This is a genomic window from Herbaspirillum huttiense (assembly GCF_004367745.1).
GTDB lineage: Bacteria > Pseudomonadota > Gammaproteobacteria > Burkholderiales > Burkholderiaceae_D > Herbaspirillum > Herbaspirillum huttiense.
Genome location: NZ_CP037993.1, coordinates 1984254 through 2007066 on the forward strand (window position 1 = coordinate 1984254; position 22813 = coordinate 2007066).

Below are 22813 nucleotides of genomic sequence, written 5' to 3' on the forward strand. Positions count from 1 at the left end.
TCTTTCCCGGGCATCGATCAGAAGAAGGTCTGCACGATGTCGGTCACATCGAAACGCTGGTCCACGACGACCAGGTGACGCCACTTGTCGAAGGTCAGGCAGGGGTGGGAGATGTCGAAGGCGATCATGTCGCCGACCTGGATATCGTCGCCCTCGGCAATCTTCAGGTAGGCGTGCTGGTCCATCATGCCGGTCACTTCCCAGTGCGCCGGGGTGGCTTGCGGCTGGGTATCCTGGCCCGGGCGGAAGCGCGTGACCGGGGCCGGCAGGCCGGCATCGAAAGCGGCATCGCGCTTGCCCAGGGCGATGATGGCCTTGTCGGCCTCGGGGATGGATTGCACGTAGGCCCACAGCTGCAGCGCCGGCTGCAGCTGGCTGCGCATGCTGTGCGCCACCGGATTGCGGACCTGGATCTGCGATTGCGCGGCACGATAGATGCCCACGTCATGGGTGAGATAGCAGCCCGGACGCAGCACCACGTCCAGCGCGGCACCGATGTCGGCCTGGCCGAATTCCTCGGCGACCACGTCGTACCAGGCCGAACCAGCCCCGGTCAGGATCGCCGGGCCCTGCGCCAGGCGGCGTGCCAGTTGGCCTTGCGCGGAAAGATCCTTCAGGCAGGCTACCGCACGCTGCAGGAAGCGGCGGATGTCGGCCTCTTCTTTGAGCACACCTTCATAGACCTCCACACCCGCCAGAGCCAGACTGTCCCAGCGCGCAATGGCCGCCAGCACCTCTTGCTGCTGCGCGTCGTCACGCACGCCGGTGCGGCCGCCTGCGGGGCCCAGTTCCAGCAGGACGTTCAGGGTCTGCTTGCGCTCGGCGAAGAAGCGGCCCAGCTGATCGGCCAGCGCAGCCGAATCGACCAGGCAGAAGAATTCAAAAGAGGGATCGGCCAGCAACTCCGAAATGATGGCCATGTTGCGCTTGCCCACCAGCTGGTTGGCCATGATGACGCGGCGCACGCCGTGGTGATAGGCGGCCAGGGTCTGGTGGGCGGTGGCCAGGGTGATGCCCCAGGCGCCGGTATCGAGCTGGCGTGCGAAGAGCTTGGGGGCCATGGTGGTCTTGCCGTGCGGGGCCAGCTTGACCTGGTATTGGCCGACGAAGTCCTGCATCCACTTCAGGTTGTGGGCGATCTTTTCTTCATACAACACCGCAGCCGGCAGGCTGATGTCTTCATTGAGCAGGTTCCAGCGCACCTTGCCCGCCTGTTGCGGGGCGAGGGGTTGCGCCAGCGTACCCAGGCCCTTGTTGAGCGGGTCGATCATGCCGGCCTGAAACTGGCTTTGGTAGTTTGTATCACTCATCGCTTTAATTCCTGTGAAATTAGGATTGACGTAATAATAGCCTTGAATTTACTATGTTTACGCCGTGTTAGTAAATAACATAAATTGTTTCCGCGGCACTCTTCCGGGGTCGCTGGTTTGATCGCCCGCCCATTCCCGCAGACTGAATTTTCCTTCCCATGGCGCAGACATTGGACATCATTTCCCGCATCACCGAGCGCAGCAGTACCTTGCGCCTGGCCGAACAGAAGGTGGCTGAAGCGATCCTGGGCGATCTCGCCGCTGCTGCCAGCGCCAGCATCGGCGAGCTGGCCGGGAAGGCCGGCGTCTCGGTGGCCAGCGTGACCCGCTTTGCCAAGGCCATGGGCTGCCGCGATGTGCGCGAATTCAAGTTCCTGCTGGCCCAGGCGGTGGCGGTGGGTCAGCGCTTCTTCGATGGTGCCAAGACGGTGCCCTCCGAACAGCCGCCGGAACTGGCCGACGTGGTCTACCGCGACATCCACGCGGTGCTGGAACTGAACCGCGCCATGCTCAACCCCGACATGCTGATGCAAGCCGCGCACCTGCTGCTGGGCGCGCGCATGATCTACTGCTTCGGCATGGGCGGCGGCTCCACCATGATGTCCGACGAGGCGCGCTATCGCCTGGTGCGCCTGGGCCGTCCGGTGGCGACCTATCACGATGCGGTGCTGCAGAAGATGGTGGCGGCCACCCTCGACAAGGACGACGTGCTGCTGGTCTTCTCGACCACCGGCAGCGTGCCCGAGCTGCTGGCCAGCTGTGAAGTGGCCCGCGAATACGGTGTCAAGCTGATCGCCATCACCGCCCTCGGATCGCCGCTGGCGAAGATGGCCGATGTGCTGCTGCCCATCAAGACGCTGGAAACCGACCTGATTTTCAAACCGTCCTCGTCGCGCTACGCCATGATGGCGACGCTGGACATGCTGGTGCTGGAGCTGGCCTTGCTGCACAAGGAAAGCAGCCAGGAACGCCTGCGCCGCCTCAAGTACGTGCTCGATGCCCATCGTGGCGGCGGCGACTTGCACCAGCCACTGGGAGACTGACATGACATCCACGCAGCAATCGTCGGGCAGCCCCCGGCACTGCGACATTCTGATCCGCCACGCTCTTGTCATCGATGGCAGCGGGGCCGAGCCGGTACCAGCCGACGTAGCGGTGCGCAATGGCCGCATCGTCGCCGTCGGCCAGCTTGCGGGCTGGCAGGCCGAGCAGGAAATCGACGGCACCGCGCGCGTGCTCTCGCCCGGCTTCATCGATGCGCACACGCATGACGATACCAACGTCATCCGCACGCCGGAGATGTTCCCCAAGCTGTCGCAGGGCGTGACTACGGTGGTGGTCGGCAACTGCGGCATCAGTGCCGCACCGGTCACGCTCAAGGGGGATCCGCCGGACCCGATGAACCTGCTGGGCAAGTCCGAGGCGTTCCACTATCCGAGCTTTGCCAGCTATGTCGAGGCCGTCAATGCTGCACAGCCGGCCATCAACGTGGCTGCACTGGTTGGTCACACGGCCTTGCGCAACAACCACATGGACCGTCTCGACCGGGCGGCCAGCGATGCGGAAATCGACGGCATGCGCGCGCAATTGCGCGAGGCGCTGGAGCATGGTGCGCTGGGTCTTTCCACGGGACTGGCCTACGGCAATGCCATCAACGCCCCCACGGAAGAAGTGCTGGCCCTGGCCGCGCCGCTGGCCGAGTTCGGCGGGCTCTATGCGACACACCTGCGCAGCGAATTCGCCGACATCCTCAATGCGATGGAGGAAGCCTTCCGTATCGGCAAGCATGCACGGGTACCGGTGGTGATCTCGCACCTGAAGTGCGCGGGCGTGGAGAACTGGGGCCGCAGCAGTGAAGTGCTGCAGGCACTGGAAGCCGCCTCGCGCCACCAGCATGTGGGCTGCGACTGCTATCCCTACACCGCCAGCTCTTCCACGCTGGACCTGAAGCAGGTCACCGCCGATTACGACATCCAGGTCACCTGGTCGGAGCCGCATCCGGAGCAGGGCGGCAAGATGTTGAAGCAGATCGCCGCCGACTGGGGCGTGGACCTGCACGCCGCGGCCGCGCGCCTGATGCCGGCCGGGGCCGTGTATCACTGCATGTCGGATGACGACGTCAATCGCATCCTCTCGCATCCGGCCACGGTGGTCGGTTCCGATGGCCTGCCCAACGATCCCTTGCCGCATCCGCGCCTGTGGGGTGCTTTCCCGCGTGTGCTGGGCTATTACAGCCGCGAGCAGAAACTGTTTTCGCTGGCCACCGCCGTGCACAAGATGACGGGTTTGTCGGCCCAGCGCTTCGGCCTGGAACAGCGCGGTTTCGTGCGCGAGGGTTATCACGCCGACCTGGTGCTGTTCGATCCCGAGACCATTCGTGATGCCGCCAGCTTTACTGATCCCATGCAGCCGGCGCATGGCATCGAGGCGGTGTGGGTCAACGGGCAGCTGGCCTATCGCGGCCAGGACAAGCAGTCCACCAGCGCGCGCGCCGGACGCTTCCTGGCACGCACGGTGCAGAAAACGTCAGCCTGAGTTGCAGAAAACGTCAGCGGGCGATTATCAACTTCAAGTTGCAAATCGCTTATCAGATTCATTTTTCAGATTCGTATCCGAGTTCAATCCAAGTTCAGTAAAGGAGCAGCAATGAGCATTCAACGATTTGGTGTGGAAGGTGGCAGCGGCACCGGTGGCCAGCATCTGCCGTTCGCACGCGCAGTGGCCGCCGATGGCTGGCTGTACGTGTCGGGCCAGGTGCCCATGGAAAACGGCGAGGTGATCGACGGCGGCATCGTGGCGCAGTCGCACAAGGCCATCCAGAACGTGCTGGCCATCCTGAAGGAAGCCGGCTACGGCCCCGAGCACGTGGTGCGCTGTGGCGTGTGGCTCGATGATGCACGCGACTTCCCCTCCTTCAACAAGGTCTTCAAGGAATACTTCGGTGCCAACCCGCCGGCCCGTGCCTGCGTGGTCTCCAGCATGGTGGTGGACTGCAAGGTCGAGGTCGATTGCGTCGCCTTCAAGCGCTGATGCAGCAGGGGCAGGGCAGTTCTGGAACTGCCTTGTCCTGCCCGTTGCCGGGCAAGACGGAACAAGAAGAACAAAAAGAATAAACGATATAAAAGATTTAAAAGATTTTCAGATTTCGCAGTACCAATTTGCCGGCAGGGGTGTCGTATCGCCGGCGGTGTCTTTTACCTTCTGAAGAGGAGCAACAGATGGAGGCTGTACAAGGAAGTGCGCTACTGGTCTATGCACTGGTAGCGGTGATCGCATTGATCGTGCTGATCGCCAAATTCAAGATGAACCCGTTCATCGTGCTGATCGTGGTGTCGCTGGTGCTGGGCCTGGCCGTGGGCATGCCCATGGGCAATATCGTCAAGGCCTTCGAGACTGGCGTCGGCAATGCGCTGGGCCACATCGCACTGGTGGTGGGCCTGGGGACGATGCTGGGCAAGATGATGGCCGAGTCGGGCGGCGCCGAGCGCATCGCCAACACCATGATCAAGGCCTTCGGTGAAAAGAACGTGCACTGGGCCATGATGACGGTGGCTTTCATCGTCGGTTTGCCGGTGTTCTTCGAAGTCGGTTTCGTGCTGCTGGTGCCGATCGCCTTCAACGTCGCCAAGCGCACCGGGACCAATATGGTGCTGGTGGGCATTCCCATGGTGGCCGGTCTGTCGGTGGTGCACGGCCTGATCCCGCCGCACCCGGCCGCGCTGCTGGCGGTGACCGCCTACAGCGCCGATATCGGCCGCACCATCCTGTATGCGCTGATCGTCGGTATTCCTACGGCCATCATCGCCGGTCCGATCTTCGGCAAGCTGATCTCCAAGGTGGTGATCCCCAATCCGGACAATCCGCTGATTTCGCAATTCGTCGATGAGAGCAAGAAGGACCGTGAATTGCCGGGCTTTGGCATCACGCTCTTCACCATCCTGTTGCCGGTGGCGCTGATGTTGATCGGCAGCTGGGCGGACCTGTTCTTCGCCCCCAAGACCTTCGCCAATGATTTCCTGCGCCTGATCGGCAACTCCGTGATCGCGCTGTTGATCGCCACGCTGGTGAGCTTCTGGACCTTCGGCCGCGCCCGTGGTTTCGGTGCCGACCAGATCCTGAAATTCACCAACGAGTGCCTGGCGCCCATCGCCGGTATCACGCTGGTGGTCGGTGCGGGTGCGGGCTTTGGCCGCATCCTGATGGATGGCGGCGTCTCCAAGGCCATCGTCGGCATCGCCACCGATGCGCATCTGTCGCCGCTGATCCTGGGCTGGTTCGTGGCCGCGCTGATCCGCGTGGCGACCGGTTCGGCGACGGTGGCCATGACCACCGCCTGCGGTATCGTGGCGCCCATCGTCTCCACCGTCGGTGGCGTGCGTCCCGAGCTGATGGTGCTGGCCACCGGTGCCGGTTCGCTGATCCTGTCGCACGTCAATGACGGCGGTTTCTGGCTGGTCAAGGAATACTTCAACATGACCGTGCCGCAAACCTTCAAGACCTGGACCGTGATGGAAACGCTGGTCTCGGTGCTGGCCCTGCTGTTCACGCTGGCGCTGGCGACAGTGGTGTAAGTACGCTGCAGTGCTTGCGCTGAAAAAGAAGGCTGCCCGGAGCGATCCGGGCAGCCTTTCTTCTTTCTTCATCGTGCAGGTGTGAGGCAGGGGATGCGCGTGCTCAGTTGCGGAAACGCGAATCATCGAAACGCGGATCAGGACCGTTCTCGATCTTCTCCACGATGCCCTGGTCGTTGAAATACACGGTCATCTGCGAATTCCAGACGCCGCTTTCCTTGAAGCCGTAGTTCCACGCTTCGAAGGGGATGCGGGCATAGCGCGTCACTTCGGTGGGACGGCCCACGCGGCGCAGCACATCCAGCTTGGTGTCCTGCTTGGCGCGGATGGCGTGGAAATTCTGCAGCGTCCACACTTGCTCGTAGGAAATCAAACGATGATCGGGACCGATGCGGGCCATGTACTGGTATTGGCCGAAGGCACCGGCAGCGTATTCAAAGACGCGGCCGTTGCCATCCGGATACACATTGGTGGGCGCGCCCAAGCGGGCCACGACCTGCTCTTCGGGCTCGCCCGGCTGCACCGGCGGTTGCAGCAGCGAGGCACAGCCGGACAGGGCGGCAGCGGCCAGCAGGGCGGCAGCCAGCCTGGGGCGGGCGCGTTGCATGAGGGAAACGGGGGAAGGCATGTCGACTCCTGAGTAAGTTGTCATTCCGTCCGGCTGTGGCAGGGACGCAGCGTCATCGGCAGAAACAGTGCGGCTGTGCTTGCCGATGTTGGTCGGAATGGTTTTTTGCTATATAATTTTGCGTCCGGTCGGTTTGACCGGATTCTCATTTTTTGTTCACGGTATGCAGGGCAGGCCAGTTTTCGACGCTCCGCACACCGCTTGTGAAAGGTAAAAGCAATGTCCATCGAAAAAGCAGCCAAGGCTGCCATTATCTCCGAAAACGCTCGCGGCACGAACGACACCGGTTCTCCGGAAGTGCAAGTCGCGCTGCTGACCGCACGCATCAACGACCTGAACGGCCACTTCAAGGCCCACGTCAAGGATCACCACTCCCGTCGTGGCCTGATCAAGATGGTCAACCGTCGCAAGAGCCTGCTGTCCTACCTGAAGAACAAGGACGCTGATCGTTACCGCGCCCTGATCGAGAAACTCGGTCTGCGCAAGTAATTTGACTCCGCGTCTGGGTCCCGGGGTTTGCGCCCCGGACCACCACGAAATGCCTGCGTCACTCGTTGACGCGGGCATTTTGTTTTTTGCGATTCCGCAAGCTCAGGCATAAGCCGGGGCAAGCATCCTCGCAAAACGCCCTCCCTCGGGGCAGGAATGCATCATCGTTTCATCGCGGCAGGCTGTTTGTGTGATCAATGCCGCGTTCGTCGTGAGTGACCGGTTTCGCCGGCCACTGTGGTGAGGTGAACGACAGCGCCTGAAAATCTGTCGGCAAAAGGAAGCCGTGCACCGCGGACACAGTCGGGGCCGGCTCCATAAAAGAAAGGAAATACCGTGTTCAATAAAGTAACCAAGACCTTCCAGTACGGTCAGCATCAAGTGACCCTGGAAACCGGCGAAATCGCTCGCCAGGCTTCTGGCGCCGTGGTGGTGTCGGTGGAAGACACCGTCATCCTGGCCACCGTGGTGGCCCGCAAGGAAGCCAAGCCCGGCCAGGACTTCTTCCCCCTGACGGTCGACTACATCGAGAAGACCTATGCAGCCGGCCGCATCCCCGGCGGTTTCTTCAAGCGTGAAGGCAAGCCTTCCGAAAAGGAAACCCTGACCTCGCGCCTGATCGATCGTCCGATCCGCCCGCTGTTCCCGGAAGGCTACCTCAACGAAGTGCAGGTGATCATCCACGTGCTGTCCGTGAATCCTGAAATCGATCCGGACATCCCCGCCATGATCGGTGCCTCGGCAGCCCTGTCGCTGGCCGGCATCCCCTTCAATGGCCCGGTGGGCGCCGCCCGCGTGGGTTACATCGACGGCCAGTACGTCCTCAACCCGACTACCTCGCAGCTGAAGTCCTCGCAGCTGGACCTGGTGGTGGCCGGTACCGAAACCGCCGTGCTGATGGTGGAATCGGAAGCCGATCAACTGTCCGAAGAAGTCATGCTGGGCGCTGTCGTGTTCGGTCACGACCAGTCCAAGGCTGTCATCGAAGCCATCCACGCCCTGGTGCGTGACGGCGGCAAGCCGGAAGTCCAGTGGACCGCCCCGGCCAAGAACGAAGCCCTGATCGCGCGCGTGTCGCAACTGGCCGAAGGCCCGCTGCGCGAAGCCTACCAGACCAAGGACAAGCAAGCCCGTACCGAAAAGCTCAAGGCCGTCACCGCCCAGGTCAACGAAGCCCTGGTCGCTGAAGCCGCTGCCAACAACGGCGTGGCTGCGGATGCTGCCGAAGTCGGTTCCATCCTGTTCGACCTGGAAGCCAAGATCGTGCGTTCGCAGATCCTGGAAGGCGAACCCCGCATCGACGGCCGCGACACCCGCACCGTGCGTCCGATCTCGATCCGTACCGGCGTGCTGCCGCGTACCCACGGTTCGGCCCTGTTCACCCGTGGCGAAACGCAAGCCCTGGTCATCGCGACCCTGGGTACCGCACGCGACGAACAGAAGATCGACGGTCTCTTGGGTGAATACTCCGACCGCTTCATGCTCCACTACAACATGCCTCCGTTCGCCACCGGCGAAACCGGTCGCGTGGGCACTCCGAAGCGCCGCGAAATCGGCCACGGCCGCCTGGCCAAGCGCGCGCTGATCGCCGCGCTGCCGGCTGCTGACGAGTTCAGCTACTCGGTGCGCCTGGTCTCGGAAATCACCGAGTCCAACGGTTCCTCCTCGATGGCATCGGTGTGCGGCGGCTGCCTGGCACTGATGGACGCCGGTGTGCCGATGAAGGCCCACGTGGCCGGCATCGCCATGGGCCTGATCAAGGAAGGCAACAAGTTTGCCGTGCTGACCGACATCCTGGGCGATGAAGATCACCTGGGCGACATGGACTTCAAGGTGGCCGGTACTGCCAACGGCATTACCGCCCTGCAGATGGACATCAAGATCCAGGGCATCACCAAGGAAATCATGCAGGTCGCGCTGGAGCAGGCCAAGGAAGGCCGCCACCACATCCTGGGCAAGATGCAGGAAGCCGTCCCGGCTGGCCGTGCCGAGCTGTCCGACTTCGCCCCGCGCCTGATCACCATCAAGATCAATCCGGAAAAGATCCGTGACGTGATCGGCAAGGGCGGCGCCGTCATTCGCGCGCTGACCGAAGAAACCGGCACCCAGATCGACATCAGCGACGAAGGCGTGGTCACCATCGCCTCCGTGGATGCGTCGGCTGGCCAGGAAGCCAAGCGCCGCATCGAAGAGCTGACCGCTTCCGTGGAAGTGGGCAAGATCTACGAAGGCACCGTCTTGAAGCTGCTGGACTTCGGCGCCATCGTCCAGGTCCTGCCGGGCAAGGATGGCCTGCTGCACATCAGCCAGATCGCCAACGAGCGCGTCAACGCCGTGGCCGACTACCTGAAGGAAGGCCAGCAAGTGCGCGTCAAGGTTCTGGAAACCGATGACCGCGGCCGCCTGAAGCTGTCGATGAAGGCTGCCCAGGCTGAAGAGGGCGACGCTGCCGCTCCGCAAGAAGCGCAGTAATCCCTTCTGCCTGAACAGGCAACAAGAAAATCCCCCGTGCCGCAAGGCCGGGGGATTTTTTTATGCGTGCAAGTTGATGCGGACAATCTGCCCAAGTGATTTCGAACCAAAAGTATGCGATTCTGTCCGTCTGCTTTGAGGGACATCAAGGTTCCGGTGTGCCGCGCTCATCAGGGGAGGGCGTGGTACTGCCAACAGGCAGATCCGCAGATCCGAATAGAGAGTAGGGGACAGCCGTGCGGCCAGGTCAGATTCATTTGACCGGCCTGCGCGGACAGAACAACACGTTACTTTTGAAAGGAAGGCAATGCCCCACGTCATCATCATCGGTTGCGGCTTCGGCGGTCTGGCCGCTGCGCGTGAACTGGCCCACGCCGATGTGCGCATCACCATGATCGATCGCAGCAACCACCACCTGTTCCAGCCCTTGCTGTACCAGGTGGCCACGGCCGGGCTGTCGGCCCCGGCCATCAGCGCGCCGATCCGCGCCATCCTGGCGCAGCAGCGCAACCTCACCACGCTGATGGCGGCGGTGACCGGGATCGATACCGCCGGCAAGTCCGTCACGCTGGAAGACGGCAGCGAACTGTCCTATGACTACCTCATCGTCGCCGCAGGCTCCACGCACAGCTACTTCGGCCGCGATGAATGGAGCGCGCTGGCGCCGGGCCTGAAGACGCTGGAGGATGCCTTCGAGATCCGCAAGCGCATCCTGATGGCCTTTGAACATGCCGAGCGCGAGACCGATGCGCGCCGTCGCCAGGAATGGCTGACCTTCACCGTCATCGGCGGCGGGGCCACGGGCGTGGAGATGGCCGGTACGCTGGTGGAAATTGCGCGCCATACGCTGTCGGGCGAATTCCGCAATATCGATCCGCATTCGGCACGCGTGGTGCTGGTGGAAGGCTCGGAGCGCGTACTGGGGGCCTATCCTGAGGACCTCTCCGAGAAAGCCCGTGAACAATTGCAGAAGCTGGGTGTGGACGTGCGCACCGGCTGCCGCGTGGTGCACATCGACGAGACCTGCGTGCGCTATGCCAATTTCGATGGCGAGCAGAGTCTGGCCACGCGCACCGTGATCTGGTCGGCAGGTGTAGCGGCCTCGCCGCTGGGCAAGAAGCTGGGTGTACCGGTGGACCGTGCTGGTCGTGTACCGGTCACGCCGCAGCTCTGTATTGGTGGCCATGACGAAGTGTTTGTGATCGGTGACCTGGCCGCCGCACAGTCGGACGGCAAGCCGGTGCCGGGCGTGTCACCGGCGGCCAAGCAGATGGGCCGCGTGGCCGCGCGCAACATCAAGCATCACATCGCCGGACAGCCGGCCGAGAGCTTCGTCTACAAGGACTACGGATCGCTGGCCACCATCGGTCGCCGCGCTGCCATTGCCATGGTCGGCAAGCTCAAGTTCTCGGGGTATCCGGCCTGGCTGTTCTGGCTGTTCGTGCACGTGTATTTCCTGATCGGCTTCCGCAACCGCATCATGGTGATGGCTGATTGGGCCTGGGCGTATTTCACCTTCAAGCGCAGTGCACGAGTGATCTCGGCGACCATGCCGACGCACACCGAGCAGACGCCCTTGCGCAAGGAAGTGGCTGAGTAGATTCGGTCTGCATTCCAGCAAAAAGCCCTCGCTTCCGTGATCGGGAGCGAGGGCTTTGTTTTGCGGGAGGACGGCGTGTGGATCAGTCTTCCAGCGCCAGCATGGCAAAGCTGGCCAGCCAGTGGCCACCGCTGTAGTGGCTGCCGACCACCTGGTCGATGGAGGCCGCGATGTGGCGCTGGATCGCCGCTTCGATCGCACTGTGTGCCGCGTGATGGGCGGGCAGGTGACGCAGCACGTTCTTCATGCACCAGGCGCGCGAGAGGTTCAGGCCATCCAGATGCGCAACCTTCGGATCGGTCGGGTCGGAGACGTAGGCGGGATGCGTGATCTGGGTGACTTCGGCAATGCGGGGCAGATACAGATCGAACCATCCGGTGAATGCATCGGATGACAGCACCTTGCTCATCAACAAGGCCTCGGTCAGCGCACCAGAGATGAATTCGTCACCACCCGGTTCATAGTGAGCCGGATAGTCGGTGTCCTTGCCGTAGTGTTGATTCGACCAGTCGACAATCAGCGCTTCCAGTTCGGTATCAGTGACGTGACGCGCGTAATCCAACGCCAGGGCAAGTGAAAACGCTGTGTTGAAGTGCGTGCCGACGCGAATCGGATAGCTCAGCTTCGACAGATAGTCGAACAGGCGACGCCTGATCTCGGTGGTCAGCGGTTTCATCGCAGCATGCCATTCGGCCGCACGGGGATGGGCCGACATCAACAGTTCCTGGTCCAGTGCCAGCAACCAGCCGAAGCCGTAGGGGCGTTCGAAGGGGGCGCGATTGGGCCCACGGAAATAGTCCGTTTCGCGCTCCATGAGCTCAGGGGTGAAATGCTCGTCAAAGATCGCCGTGATCTCGTCAGTGACCGCCATCGACGGATACTGGCGCAGGCAGCGCAACAGCAGCCAGTAGCCATGCACCGCCGAGTGCCAGTCATAGCAGCCGTAGAAGACCGGATGCATCGCGCGCGGGGAGAGCACATCGCCCTCATCGTTGAGCAGATGCATGATGTGGTTGGGATATTCCTGGCGCAGGTAGGCCAGCGGCATGCGGGCAAATTGTTCGGCCCGGTCTAGAGTGAGTTGCATGGGGACTCCTTGAAGCAAGTGGGGCGACCGGGCCGCAACAGCGCATGCGGCCAGGTCAGGCCTTCCGTTCAGATCAGCGGAAGGCAAGGAAGTACATCAGGAACACGTTCACGGTCAGCAGCGTCAGTGCAGTCGGGATCTGCACCTTGATGACCTGGTACTTGTTCTTCAGTTCCAGCAGCGCGGCCGGCACGATGTTGTAGTTCGCGGCCATGGGCGTCATGAGCGTACCGCAATAGCCGGAGTACATGCCGATGGCCACCAGCGGTGCCGGATCGGCGTGATGCCCCAGGATCAGGAAGGGCAGCGCGATGCCCGCGCTCATCACCGGGAAGGCGGCGAAGGCATTGCCCATCACCATCGTGAACAACGCCATGCCCACGCAGTAGATCACCACCACCAGGAAGCGATTGTCCGGATTGACGAACAGGCTCACCACCTGCTGCACCGAGGTGCCGGTCTTGGCGGCGACGAAAACGCCACCGAGCATGGCCAGCATCAGCGGCAGGATCGCGGCCCAACCGATGGAGTCCACCAGGCGGCGCGACTGGCGTACCGCTTGCAGCGGCGTGCCACGGGTGAGCACGCAACCGGCGATGAGCGCACACACGCAAGCCACGCACAGGGCGGCCAGGGTCAGCTGCTTCTGGTCCAGCAGCATCAGGCCACCGACCGAGACGCCCTTGAGCAGGACGGTACAGGCCACCGTGATGACCGGGATCAGCACCGCCGGGAAGAACAGCCAGTTGCCCAGCCGTTTGGCCGACGCCACGCGATCCTCATGCGTGGAGGTCGCATAGCTGCCCATGGAGAGCATGCCGGTTCCGGCGATGAGCGAGATGATGATGACGGTGCCGCCGATGATGCGGTGAGCCATGGACTTGCCCAGGCTTTCCACCAGCAGGTCGCCGAACAGGAATACGGCGCCGAACAGGAACCAGAACAGGGCCGTGGTGAAGCGCTTGGGGTTGCCCTTGTCACGCAGGGTCATCACGGTCAGCATCATGACGATGATGCCGATGAGGTAGTAGATGCGGTTGATCGAGATGAGCGTATTCATGCGGATACCTTGGCAGCGGATTGGGTAGCTTTCCACGCATCGACGTCGCGGCGGATGGAAGCGTCGAGACGGGTCAGGCGGAACATGTGGATCACCAGTGCCGACAGGGCAGTGGGGATGGCCCACAGGCCGATGTGCAGCGGCTCGATGTTGGTGATGCCGTTTTCCTTCAGGAAGGCATCCATCAGCAGCACCGCGCCGAAGGCGATGAAGATGTCCTCGCCGAAGAACACCGCGATGTTGTCGCAGGCGGCGGCATGGGCCTTGATCTTGTCGCGGATGTGTTGCGGCAGGTCTTCGCCATAGGCGTTGACCGCTGCGCCTTCGGCCATCGGTGCCAGCAGCGGACGTACCGTCTGCGCCTGGCCGCCGAGATAGATCAGGCCCAGTGCGGCCGTGCCTTCACGCAGGATGAAGTAGAGCATCAGGATGCGCGCCGAGGTGGCGCTGGCGATGCTGGAGATCCACGCCTGGGCGCGTTCCTTCAGACCGTAATGTTCCAGCAGGCCGATGATCGGCAGGATCAGCAGGAAGGTCGCCAGCGAACGGCTGTTGACGAACTTCTCGCCGAAGGTTTCCAGCAGCATGCCGAAGTCCATGCCGACCGACAGGCCGGTGGTGAGACCCGCGACCGTGACCACCAGCAGCGGGTTGAAACGCAAGGCAAAACCGGCCACGACGATCGGTATCCCGATCAGTGGCAACAGTGTCGTACTCTCCATGAAAAACTCCCTATGTGAATGAGGAAAAATCCTGCCGCCATGGTGCAAGGTCCGTGCCAGCGATGTCGCGGAAAGCCGCGCCCGTACTGGCTTTGCGGGAATCTGCAAAGAGTAGGGTCGTGACTTTTCCTGCGACCTCGCGGGCCTCAGGCTGACGGCTTTTCTTGTTGTTTTCGGAACGGAACTACAGCTTGCAGCACCCCGTGTTCAACTGCGGGTGCCTACTTTCCTGCGTCTTGCGACGACGCCGGAAAAATCCTTCATATCGCCGCGCGCACGGCAATCTGCTCGGCGTGCAGGCGTGCCCGAATCTGGCGCGCGAAATCCAGAGCGTGCGCGCCATCTCCGTGCAGGCATACGGTTTGTGCATTGACCTCGACCAGGCTGCCGTCGATGGCCTTGACCTTCTTCTGCTTGACCAGCATCAGCGTTTGGGCGATGGCGTCGGCATCGTTGTCGATCATGGCGCCGGGCTTGCTGCGCGCGACCAGGCTGCCATCGGCTTCATAGGCACGATCGGCAAACACTTCTTCCACCGCATTGAGGTCGGCATGGCGGGCGGCGGCGATCAGTTCGCTGCCGGCCAGGCCATACAGGCTCAGTTCCGGATTGAAGGTGCGGATGGCGGCGCAGATGGCATTGGCCAGCACGGCATCCTTGGCGGCCTGGTTGTAGAGCGCGCCGTGCGGCTTGACGTGGGTCATGCGGCCGCCTTCGGCGCGCACGATGGCATCGAGCGCACCGAGTTGATAGAGCATGCCGCTGACGATCTCTTCAGGCGGCAATTGCATGGCGCTGCGGCCGAAGTTTTCACGGTCGGGGAAACTGGGGTGGGCGCCGATGGCCACGTGGTTCTGGATCGCCCAGCGCACGCTGCGGCGCATGGTGCTGGCGTCGCCGGCATGCCAGCCGCAGGCGATGTTGGCGGAGCTGACCAGGGTCAGCAGTTGTTCATCGGTGTCGCAGCCTTCGCCGAGGTCGGCATTCAGATCGATATGCATGGCGTTCCCTTATTTCTTGTAGAGCGTGGCGCGCGACCAGTCCAGAGCAGCGACCGTGGCGCGGATGGAATCGAGATAGCGCTGCTGTTCTTCGGCGGCGGCCAGGGCATCGGCCAGCGCGCAGGGTTCCAGCCGCAGGGTGGCGTTCAGCGGGGCCTGTGCCAGCTTCCACAGGTCGGCACCAATGATCACGCCGATCTTGGGATAGCCGCCGGTGGTCTGCGCATCGCCCATCAGGATGATGGGCTGGCCCGACGGTGGCACCTGGATCACGCCCGGCACGACGCCATGCGAGAGCATGTCGCGGCCTTGCTTGCGCTTGAGTTCAGGACCTTCGAGTCGATAGCCCATGCGGTTGCTGTTGGGCGTGACGCGCCAGGTATCGGACCACAGCGCTTCACGCGAAGTCTTGCTGAACTGATCGAATTCGGGGCCGGGCAGCACGCGCAAGGTGACGTGCTGGCTGTGTTCGTCTGCACGCAGGGCCAGGCCGCTCCAGCGAGGAGAACGCACGCCGAAGGCGGGGCCGTGGACCGCTGCAGAGGCCGCGCTGGCGTCGCCGATGGGGAGCTTGTCGCCACGCTTGAGGGCGCGTCCCTGATGGCCGCCGAAACCGGCCTTCAGGTCCGTGCTGCGCGAGCCCAGCACCACAGGGACATCGATGCCACCCGCTACAGCGAGATAAGTCCGCATGCTGTGGCGCGGGGCCTGCTCGGGGGAATCGGCGGCCGCCAGGCTCAGCTTGAGCACGCTGCCGGCGCGCACCGGAATGCTCCAGCAGGCGGCGACGGGTTTGCCATCGAGGGTGGCGCCGATGTCGTCGCCACCGAGGGCGATGCGGGTGTCGCGGGTGAAGCGCAGCTCGGCCACGCCCATGGTGATTTCAAGTCCGGCCGCGTCGACCGGATTGCCCACCAGCAGGTTGGCGCTGGCCAGGGCCAGCGTATTGAGGGCGCCGCCGGGATGGATGCCGAGGCTGCGATGGCCGGTGCGGCCCATGTCCTGCACCGAGGCCAGCATGCCGGGTTGGATGATGTCGATCATGAGGCCACGCGCTCCACGGTAAAGCGTACACGGTCGCCGGGACGCAGCAGCGTCGGCGGTTGCTGGGAAGGATCGAACAGTTGCAGGGCGGTGCGGCCGATGAGTTGCCAGCCGCCGGGGGAGGCCATCGGATAGATGCCGGTCTGCTCGCCGCCGATGCCTACCGACCCGGCCGGGATGCTCACCCGAGGCGTGGTGTGGCGCGGCGTGGCCAGGCTGGCATCGAGCCCGCCCATATAGGCGAAGCCGGGCAGGAAGCCGAGGAAATACACCACGTATTCGGCGCTGCTGTGGCGTTCGATCACTTCCCTGGTCGACAGGCCGGTGTGACGGGCCACGTTGTCCAGGTCAGGACCGGCGCTGCCGCCGTAGACCACCGGGATCTCGACCGTGCGGCCTTCGCTGGCTGTTGTGCCGAGTTTGGGCCAGCTCTTCAGGACGCGTTGCGTCAGGGTGTCGAGGTCGGCCACGGGGCGCTTGGTGATCAGGGTCAGGTTGTTCATGCCGGGCACGACTTCGCTGACTTCTTCCCATTCACTGGCCAGCGTGGCCAGTGCCCAGATGCGTTGCTGCTGGGGCAGGGTGGCAGGGGCCGGCAAACTGCAGAGCAGTGCGCGGTCGCCCAAAGGGTGGAGCTGGGGTGGCTGCATGTGTCTCTCGCCTCGGCTGAGATTTTTGTTGAGAACCCGGCCGTGCCGCTGCCGGGGTCAAGGTGCGTCTGGTGATGCCCTGCTTTTTTGCGGATATTACATTTCAAAGAAAATATAAACAATATGTCGATAAATTATTTATTTAACCTTTGCGCTATAGTGTTGCCATTCTGTCGTCCTGAGCCCCACGCTTCCCATGAGCCAAGAGAACAACGAGACGTCCAAGCCCGTCCAGACTGAATTGCCCGAGGCCGTTGCGGCACCGCGTCCGACCAAGATCGTGTCGTCGCAGCATCTGGTGTCCGAACGGAGTGCCGAGCTTTCCGAGCTGGAATACGCCCTCATCATGGCCAGCAATGCCTTCAACCGCTGGATGGTGCGCTGCATGGCCGCCGCCGGTGCCAAGGACATGACGGCCATCGAGGTTTCGCTGCTGCATCACGTCAATCACCGGGACCGCAAGAAAAAGCTGGCCGATATCTGCTTCGTATTGAACGTCGAGGACACCCACGTGGTCACCTATGCCTTGAAGAAGCTGGTGAAGGCCGGCTACGTCAAGAGCGAGAAGGCGGGCAAGGAACTGCTGTTTTCGACGACTCCAGCCGGGCAGGCGCTGTGCATGAAGTACCGCGAGGTGCGCGAGCGCTGCCTGATCGAGGTGCAGGTCGAGAGCGGCATTCCCAACCAGGCCATCGGCGAGGCAGCCCAGCTGCTGCGCAATGCTTCCGGGCTGTACGACACGGCAGCGCGGGCGGCGGCTTCGCTCTGAGCCCATCACCCCCCATTGAATTGAAGGATAGGACACATGCGCGCAATCGAGATCAAACAATTTGGCGGCCCCGAGGTATTGCAGGCCTGTGAGCGGCCCGTGCCGGAGTTGAAGGCAGGTGAAGTGCTCATCAAGGTCCATGCGGCGGGCGTGAACCGCCCGGACGTATTCCAGCGCACCGGCAACTATCCGGTACCGCCGGGTGCTTCGGACCTGCCGGGCTTGGAAGTGGCCGGGGAGATCGTGGCCGGCGACCTGGGCGACAGCGGTTTCAAGCTGGGCGACCTGGTCTGTGCGCTGGTACAGGGCGGCGGCTATGCCGAGTTCTGCGCGGCGCCGCTGGCCCAGTGCCTGCCGGTGCCCAAGGGATTGAGCGCGCTGGAGGCAGCGGCCCTGCCGGAAAATTACTTCACCGTGTGGAGCAACGTCTTCGACCGTGGCCAGCTGTCAGGTGAAGAAACCTTGCTGGTGCAGGGTGGTTCTTCCGGCATCGGCGTGACGGCCATCCAGATCGCCCGTGCGCTGGGACATCGCGTGTTTGCCACGGCCGGCAGCGCTGACAAGTGCCGTGCATGTGAAGAATTGGGCGCAGAACGCGCCATCAATTACAAAACCGAGGATTTCGAGGCCGTGGTCAAGGAATTGACTGGCGGCAAGGGTGTGGACGTGATTCTGGACATGGTCGGCGGCGACTACCTGCCGCGCGAGATCAAGTCCCTGGCCGATGATGGCCGCCTGGTGTTCATCGCCCAGCTGGGCGGCAGCAAGGGCGAGCTGGACATGGGGCAGGTCATGCGCCGCCGCTTGACCATCACCGGCTCGACTCTGCGTCCGCGCCCGATCGCCTTCAAGGCCGCCATTGCAGCGAACTTGCGCCAGCACGTGTGGCCGCTGATCGAGGCCGGCAAGATCAAGCCGGTGATCCATCATCGCTTCCCGCTGGAGCAGGCGGCACAGGCGCACGCCATGATGGAATCGAGCGCCCACATCGGCAAGATCATGCTGGAACTGTGACCGGATGAGCGCAGGGCGCACGGCCGAGACAGTCCGGCTTTGCGCCAAGCGCCTGTACCGGCTACAATGCGAGGTTATCCAAATTGACACCCATCTCGTAGAAATCAGCCTATGCGTCGCAAACTCGTAGCCGGTAACTGGAAAATGAACGGCAGCCTGGCTGCCAATGCAGCCCTGGTGGCTGGTATCAAGGAAGGCCTGCCGGCTGACGCATGTGATGTGGCTGTCTGTGTGCCGGCGCCTTATCTGGCGCAAGTGCAGGGCGCGGTGGCCGGTTCGGCCGTGGCGCTGGGTGCGCAGGACATGTCCGCGCATGCTTCCGGTGCCTTCACCGGCGAGGTGTCTGCGGCGATGCTGCAGGAATTTGGTGTGCAATATGTCATTCTGGGTCACTCCGAGCGTCGCGCCTATCATGGTGAGACCGACGCAGCGGTGGCGGCCAAGACGGTAGCAGCATTGAAGGCTGGCCTGGTGCCGGTGGTCTGCGTGGGCGAAACGCTGGAACAGCGCGAAGCCGGCCAGACCAACGAAATCGTGGGTGGCCAGCTCGACGTCGTACTCGCGGCGCTGAGCGTGGAAGAAGCGGCCCGCATCGTGGTGGCCTACGAGCCGGTCTGGGCGATTGGCACCGGCAAGACCGCCACGCCGGAAATGGCCCAGGAAGTGCATGCGATGCTGCGTGCGCGTCTCGGCGCCAAGAGTGCGGAAGCGGCGGCCAAGGTGCGCGTCCTGTACGGCGGCAGCATGAAGCCGGACAACGCCGAGCAATTGCTGGCCATGGCCGACATCGATGGCGGCCTGATTGGCGGCGCGGCATTGAAGGCGGCAGATTTTCTGGTCATCATCAAGGCGGCGGCCTGAAGTGAAGTAAGGGGTTTGTCAGTTGCGGAAGCGATACTTTGACGCAGATGCAGCAGGCGATTGAAACATCAAGAGTGGACTTGTTTAAATGAATACTTTGTTTTTGGTAGTGGTTGTAGTTCAAGTGCTGGCAGCGCTGGCGATCATCGGTCTGGTGTTGCTGCAGCACGGCAAGGGCGCTGACATGGGTGCGGCCTTTGGCTCCGGCGCGTCGGGCAGTCTTTTCGGTGCGACCGGCTCATCGAACTTCCTGTCGAAGTCGACCGCGGTGGCTGCCGGCATCTTCTTCGTGGCAACCCTGGGTTTGACCTTCATCGGCAATCATCACACTGCACAAAGCGGCAGCGTGATGGATAATCTGCAGGCGCCGGCCGTTCCTGCACAGCAAGCTGCACCGGCTGCACCTGCTGCGCCGACCGAAGCTGCGAAGCCGGGCGACCAGTCGAACCAGATTCCGAAATAAGCCTTTGCGGATACTGAAATAATCGAAGAATAAAGTAGGAAGAATCTTTCTTTTTCGCTGATTGTGCATTGAACAAGAGTAACAAATGAAGGTACAATAGCTGCTTCAAGCCGACGTGGTGAAATTGGTAGACACGCTATCTTGAGGGGGTAGTGGCGAAAGCTGTACGAGTTCGAGTCTCGTCGTCGGCACCATAGAAATGAAATGAAAAGCCAGCGAAGGTCCTAGTGCCTGAGCTGGCTTTTTGTCGAGGAAGTTTCTGATTGATATTGAGAATCATTCCCATCGATAAACCAACGCATAGCGGCCAATCGTGAACCTCGAAAATTACTTCCCAGTCCTCCTGTTTATTCTTGTCGGCATCGGTGTCGGTGTCGCTCCCCAGCTCCTCGGTCGTCTTCTTGGTCCGCACAAGCCGGACGCTCAAAAAACTTCTCCTTACGAATGCGGTTTCGAGGCATTCGAAGATGCGCGCATGAAGTTCGATGTGCGCTACTACCTGATCGCCATCCTGTTCATCCTGTTTGATCTGGAAACCGCCTTCTTCTTCCCTTGGGGCGTGTCCATGCGTGAGCTGGGCTGGCAAGGTTTCGTCACGATGATGGTCTTCATCGCTGAATTTGTTGTCGGATTTTGGTACATCTGGAAAAAGGGTGCCCTGGATTGGGAGTAAGCCATGTCTATTGAAGGCGTATTGAATGAGGGGTTTGTTACCACCTCGCTGGATAAGGTAATCAACTGGACCCGTACCGGATCCCTGTGGCCCATGACCTTCGGTCTGGCGTGCTGCGCAGTTGAAATGATGCACGTCGGTGCGTCGCGTTACGACCTGGACCGCTTCGGTGCGGTGTTCCGTCCGTCGCCGCGCCAGTCCGACCTGATGATCGTGGCCGGCACCCTGTGCAACAAGATGGCGCCGGCGCTGCGCAAGGTCTATGACCAGATGCCGGAACCGCGCTGGGTGATCTCCATGGGCTCCTGTGCCAATGGTGGCGGCTATTACCACTATTCGTATTCGGTGGTGCGTGGCTGCGATCGCATCGTGCCGGTCGACGTGTATGTGCCGGGTTGCCCGCCGACGGCGGAAGCGCTGCTGTATGGCGTGATCCAGCTGCAGAACAAGATCAAGCGCACCAACACCATCGCGCGCTAAGAGGGCAGTATGACGACAAAATTGGAAACTCTCGAAGCCGCCCTGCGTAATGCGCTTGGAGGGTATCTTCAGAACCTGACCGTGGCCCTCGGTGAAGTCACCGTGGTGGTCAAGGCCGCTGACTACCTGTCGGCCATGCGCGTGCTGCGCGACCATGCCGACACCCGTTTCGAACAATTGCTGGACCTGTGCGGCGTGGATTATTCGACCTATGGCGATGGTGCCTGGGACGGTCCGCGCTTTGCCGTCGTGTCGCACCTGATGTCGATCTCGCACAACTGGCGTGTGCGTGTGCGCGTGTTCGCGCCGGATGACGATCTGCCCATCGTGGCCTCGGTCGATCCGATCTGGAATTCGGCTGGCTGGTACGAGCGTGAAGCCTTCGACTTCTACGGCATCCTCTTCGATGGCCACCCCGACCTGCGCCGCATCCTGACCGACTATGGCTTCATTGGCCACCCGTTCCGCAAGGACTTCCCGGTGTCCGGCTATGTCGAAATGCGTTACGACGCCGAACAGAAACGCGTCATCTATCAACCCGTAACGATCGAGCCGCGCGAAATCACCCCGCGCATCATTCGTGAAGAAAACTACGGGATCAAATAATGGCAGAGATCAAAAACTATACGCTGAACTTCGGTCCCCAGCACCCGGCCGCGCACGGCGTGTTGCGTCTGGTGCTGGAGCTGGATGGTGAAGTCATTCAGCGCGCCGACCCCCACATCGGCCTGCTGCACCGTGGTACCGAAAAGCTCGCCGAACAGAAGACCTTCCTGCAATCCGTGCCTTACATGGATCGCCTGGACTACGTCTCGATGATGAGCAACGAGCACGGTTACGTGCTGGCCATCGAGCGCCTGCTGGGTCTGGAAGTGCCGCTGCGCGCGCAGTACATCCGCGTGATGTTCGACGAAATCACCCGCCTGCTGAACCACCTGATGTGGATCGGCGCACACGCGCTGGACGTGGGCGCAATGGGCGTGCTGCTGTATGCCTTCCGCGAGCGTGAAGACCTGTTCGACTGCTACGAAGCCGTCTCCGGCGCCCGCATGCACGCGGCCTACTACCGTCCGGGCGGCGTCTACCGCGACCTGCCGGACAGCATGCCGCAGTACAAGGCTTCCATCGTGCGCAACGAGAAGGCCATCCGCGAACTGAACGAAAACCGTCAGGGTTCGCTGCTGGACTTCATCGAAGACTTCACCAATCGTTTCCCGACCTATGTCGACGAATACGAAACCCTGCTGACCGACAACCGTATCTGGAAGCAGCGTCTGGTCGGCGTCGGCGTGGTCTCGCCGGAACGTGCATTGCAGATGGGCTTCACCGGTCCGATGCTGCGTGGCTCGGGCATCGCCTGGGACCTGCGCAAGAAGCAGCCGTATGAGGTGTATGACCTGCTGGACTTCGATATCCCCATCGGCAAGAACGGTGACTGCTACGACCGTTACCTGGTGCGTGTGGCCGAAATGCGCCAGTCCAACCGCATCATCAAGCAATGTGTGGAGTGGCTGCGCAACAATCCGGGTCCGGTCATTACCGACAACCACAAGATCGCGCCTCCCAAACGTGCGGACATGAAGTCCAACATGGAAGACCTGATCCACCACTTCAAGCTGTTCACCGAAGGCTTCCGTGTGCCTGCCGGCGAAGCGTATGCTGCCGTCGAGCATCCCAAGGGTGAATTCGGTATCTATCTGGTCTCCGACGGTGCCAACAAGCCGTACCGCCTGAAGATCCGTGCCCCGGGCTTTGCCCACCTGCAAGCCCTGAACGAAATGGCCAAGGGCCACATGATTGCCGATGCGGTCACCATCATTGGTACGCAAGACATCGTGTTCGGGGAAATCGACCGATAAGTCGAAGTGTAAGAGTCAAGGCGGGCTTCTCAGGAAGCCCGTCAGGTTTGGGGAATATCC

The 22813-nt window shown here is 62.1% G+C and carries 23 protein-coding genes and 1 tRNA gene; 16 read left to right on the forward strand and 8 right to left on the reverse strand.

Annotation, left to right across the window (positions count from 1 at the left end; translation table 11 throughout):
• Positions 1-17 precede the first annotated feature (17 nt).
• Complete coding sequence (locus E2K99_RS08840; RefSeq protein WP_134221998.1) at positions 18-1310, reverse strand: amino acid deaminase; 1293 nt, start codon at positions 1308-1310, stop codon at positions 18-20.
• Between the two features lie 158 nt (positions 1311-1468).
• Between E2K99_RS08840 and E2K99_RS08845 the strand changes: the two genes are divergently transcribed.
• The 4 genes from E2K99_RS08845 to E2K99_RS08860 all read left to right on the forward strand — a co-directional run bounded on the left by E2K99_RS08845 (position 1469) and on the right by E2K99_RS08860 (position 5881).
• Complete coding sequence (locus E2K99_RS08845; RefSeq protein WP_039786740.1) at positions 1469-2353, forward strand: MurR/RpiR family transcriptional regulator; 885 nt, start codon at positions 1469-1471, stop codon at positions 2351-2353.
• Between the two features lies 1 nt (position 2354).
• Entirely contained in the window at positions 2355-3845 is a 1491-nt protein-coding gene (locus E2K99_RS08850; protein ID WP_134221999.1) for an N-acyl-D-amino-acid deacylase family protein, read from the forward strand.
• A 111-nt stretch (positions 3846-3956) separates the two neighbouring features.
• Positions 3957-4340, forward strand: coding sequence for a RidA family protein (locus E2K99_RS08855; protein ID WP_017450656.1), 384 nt, complete (start codon positions 3957-3959; stop codon positions 4338-4340).
• Positions 4341-4528: 188 nt separating this feature from the next.
• Complete coding sequence (locus E2K99_RS08860) at positions 4529-5881, forward strand: GntP family permease (protein WP_039786736.1); 1353 nt, start codon at positions 4529-4531, stop codon at positions 5879-5881.
• A 103-nt stretch (positions 5882-5984) separates the two neighbouring features.
• On the opposite strand, the gene E2K99_RS08865 is transcribed toward E2K99_RS08860, so the two are convergent.
• On the reverse strand, positions 5985-6509 hold the full coding sequence (locus E2K99_RS08865) for a hypothetical protein (RefSeq protein ID WP_121039164.1): 525 nt from the start codon (positions 6507-6509) through the stop codon (positions 5985-5987).
• 219 nt (positions 6510-6728) lie between these two features.
• Here E2K99_RS08865 and rpsO point away from each other — a divergent pair, with 219 nt between their 5' ends.
• The 3 genes from rpsO to E2K99_RS08880 all read left to right on the forward strand — a co-directional run bounded on the left by rpsO (position 6729) and on the right by E2K99_RS08880 (position 11070).
• Positions 6729-6998 carry a 30S ribosomal protein S15 gene (gene rpsO / locus E2K99_RS08870; protein ID WP_006712917.1) on the forward strand — a complete coding sequence of 90 codons (270 nt, stop codon included), beginning with the start codon at positions 6729-6731 and terminating at the stop codon, positions 6996-6998.
• Positions 6999-7334: 336 nt separating this feature from the next.
• Positions 7335-9470, forward strand: a complete 2136-nt coding sequence (pnp, locus tag E2K99_RS08875) for a polyribonucleotide nucleotidyltransferase (RefSeq protein WP_039786731.1) — start codon at positions 7335-7337, stop codon at positions 9468-9470.
• 307 nt (positions 9471-9777) lie between these two features.
• Positions 9778-11070, forward strand: coding sequence for an NAD(P)/FAD-dependent oxidoreductase (locus E2K99_RS08880; RefSeq protein WP_034334539.1), 1293 nt, complete (start codon positions 9778-9780; stop codon positions 11068-11070).
• Between the two features lie 82 nt (positions 11071-11152).
• On the opposite strand, the gene E2K99_RS08885 is transcribed toward E2K99_RS08880, so the two are convergent.
• The 6 genes from E2K99_RS08885 to pxpB all read right to left on the reverse strand — a co-directional run bounded on the left by E2K99_RS08885 (position 11153) and on the right by pxpB (position 16634).
• Positions 11153-12157, reverse strand: a complete 1005-nt coding sequence (locus tag E2K99_RS08885; protein WP_134222000.1) for a DUF2891 domain-containing protein — start codon at positions 12155-12157, stop codon at positions 11153-11155.
• A 73-nt stretch (positions 12158-12230) separates the two neighbouring features.
• Complete coding sequence (locus E2K99_RS08890; protein WP_134222001.1) at positions 12231-13217, reverse strand: DUF979 domain-containing protein; 987 nt, start codon at positions 13215-13217, stop codon at positions 12231-12233.
• Positions 13214-13939, reverse strand: coding sequence for a DUF969 domain-containing protein (locus E2K99_RS08895; RefSeq protein ID WP_013233768.1), 726 nt, complete (start codon positions 13937-13939; stop codon positions 13214-13216). The genes E2K99_RS08890 and E2K99_RS08895 overlap by 4 nt, the downstream gene beginning before the upstream one ends.
• Before the next feature lie 260 nt (positions 13940-14199).
• Positions 14200-14940, reverse strand: a complete 741-nt coding sequence (gene pxpA / locus E2K99_RS08900; RefSeq protein ID WP_134222002.1) for a 5-oxoprolinase subunit PxpA — start codon at positions 14938-14940, stop codon at positions 14200-14202.
• Positions 14941-14949: 9 nt separating this feature from the next.
• Complete coding sequence (locus tag E2K99_RS08905) at positions 14950-15984, reverse strand: 5-oxoprolinase subunit C family protein (protein ID WP_134222003.1); 1035 nt, start codon at positions 15982-15984, stop codon at positions 14950-14952.
• Positions 15981-16634, reverse strand: coding sequence for a 5-oxoprolinase subunit PxpB (gene pxpB / locus E2K99_RS08910; RefSeq protein WP_134222004.1), 654 nt, complete (start codon positions 16632-16634; stop codon positions 15981-15983). Before pxpB ends, E2K99_RS08905 begins: the two co-directional genes overlap by 4 nt.
• Positions 16635-16830: 196 nt before the next feature.
• On the opposite strand from pxpB, the gene E2K99_RS08915 reads away from it, so the two are divergent.
• From E2K99_RS08915 to E2K99_RS08955, 9 genes are all read left to right on the forward strand, one after another.
• Entirely contained in the window at positions 16831-17403 is a 573-nt protein-coding gene (locus tag E2K99_RS08915) for a winged helix DNA-binding protein (RefSeq protein WP_084320063.1), read from the forward strand.
• Positions 17404-17439: 36 nt separating this feature from the next.
• Positions 17440-18417, forward strand: coding sequence for an NAD(P)H-quinone oxidoreductase (locus E2K99_RS08920; RefSeq protein WP_039786714.1), 978 nt, complete (start codon positions 17440-17442; stop codon positions 18415-18417).
• Between the two features lie 111 nt (positions 18418-18528).
• Complete coding sequence (tpiA, locus tag E2K99_RS08925; protein WP_134222005.1) at positions 18529-19278, forward strand: triose-phosphate isomerase; 750 nt, start codon at positions 18529-18531, stop codon at positions 19276-19278.
• Between the two features lie 88 nt (positions 19279-19366).
• On the forward strand, positions 19367-19741 hold the full coding sequence (secG, locus tag E2K99_RS08930) for a preprotein translocase subunit SecG (protein ID WP_084320059.1): 375 nt from the start codon (positions 19367-19369) through the stop codon (positions 19739-19741).
• 109 nt (positions 19742-19850) lie between these two features.
• Positions 19851-19935 (forward strand) — tRNA-Leu (locus E2K99_RS08935).
• 119 nt (positions 19936-20054) lie between these two features.
• Entirely contained in the window at positions 20055-20414 is a 360-nt protein-coding gene (locus E2K99_RS08940) for an NADH-quinone oxidoreductase subunit A (protein WP_006712939.1), read from the forward strand.
• Positions 20415-20417: 3 nt separating this feature from the next.
• Positions 20418-20894, forward strand: a complete 477-nt coding sequence (locus E2K99_RS08945) for a NuoB/complex I 20 kDa subunit family protein (RefSeq protein WP_006712940.1) — start codon at positions 20418-20420, stop codon at positions 20892-20894.
• 9 nt (positions 20895-20903) lie between these two features.
• Positions 20904-21500 carry an NADH-quinone oxidoreductase subunit C gene (locus tag E2K99_RS08950; protein WP_034330585.1) on the forward strand — a complete coding sequence of 199 codons (597 nt, stop codon included), beginning with the start codon at positions 20904-20906 and terminating at the stop codon, positions 21498-21500.
• On the forward strand, positions 21500-22753 hold the full coding sequence (locus E2K99_RS08955; RefSeq protein WP_034330584.1) for an NADH-quinone oxidoreductase subunit D: 1254 nt from the start codon (positions 21500-21502) through the stop codon (positions 22751-22753). Before E2K99_RS08950 ends, E2K99_RS08955 begins: the two co-directional genes overlap by 1 nt.
• The last annotated feature ends 60 nt before the right edge of the window (positions 22754-22813 follow it).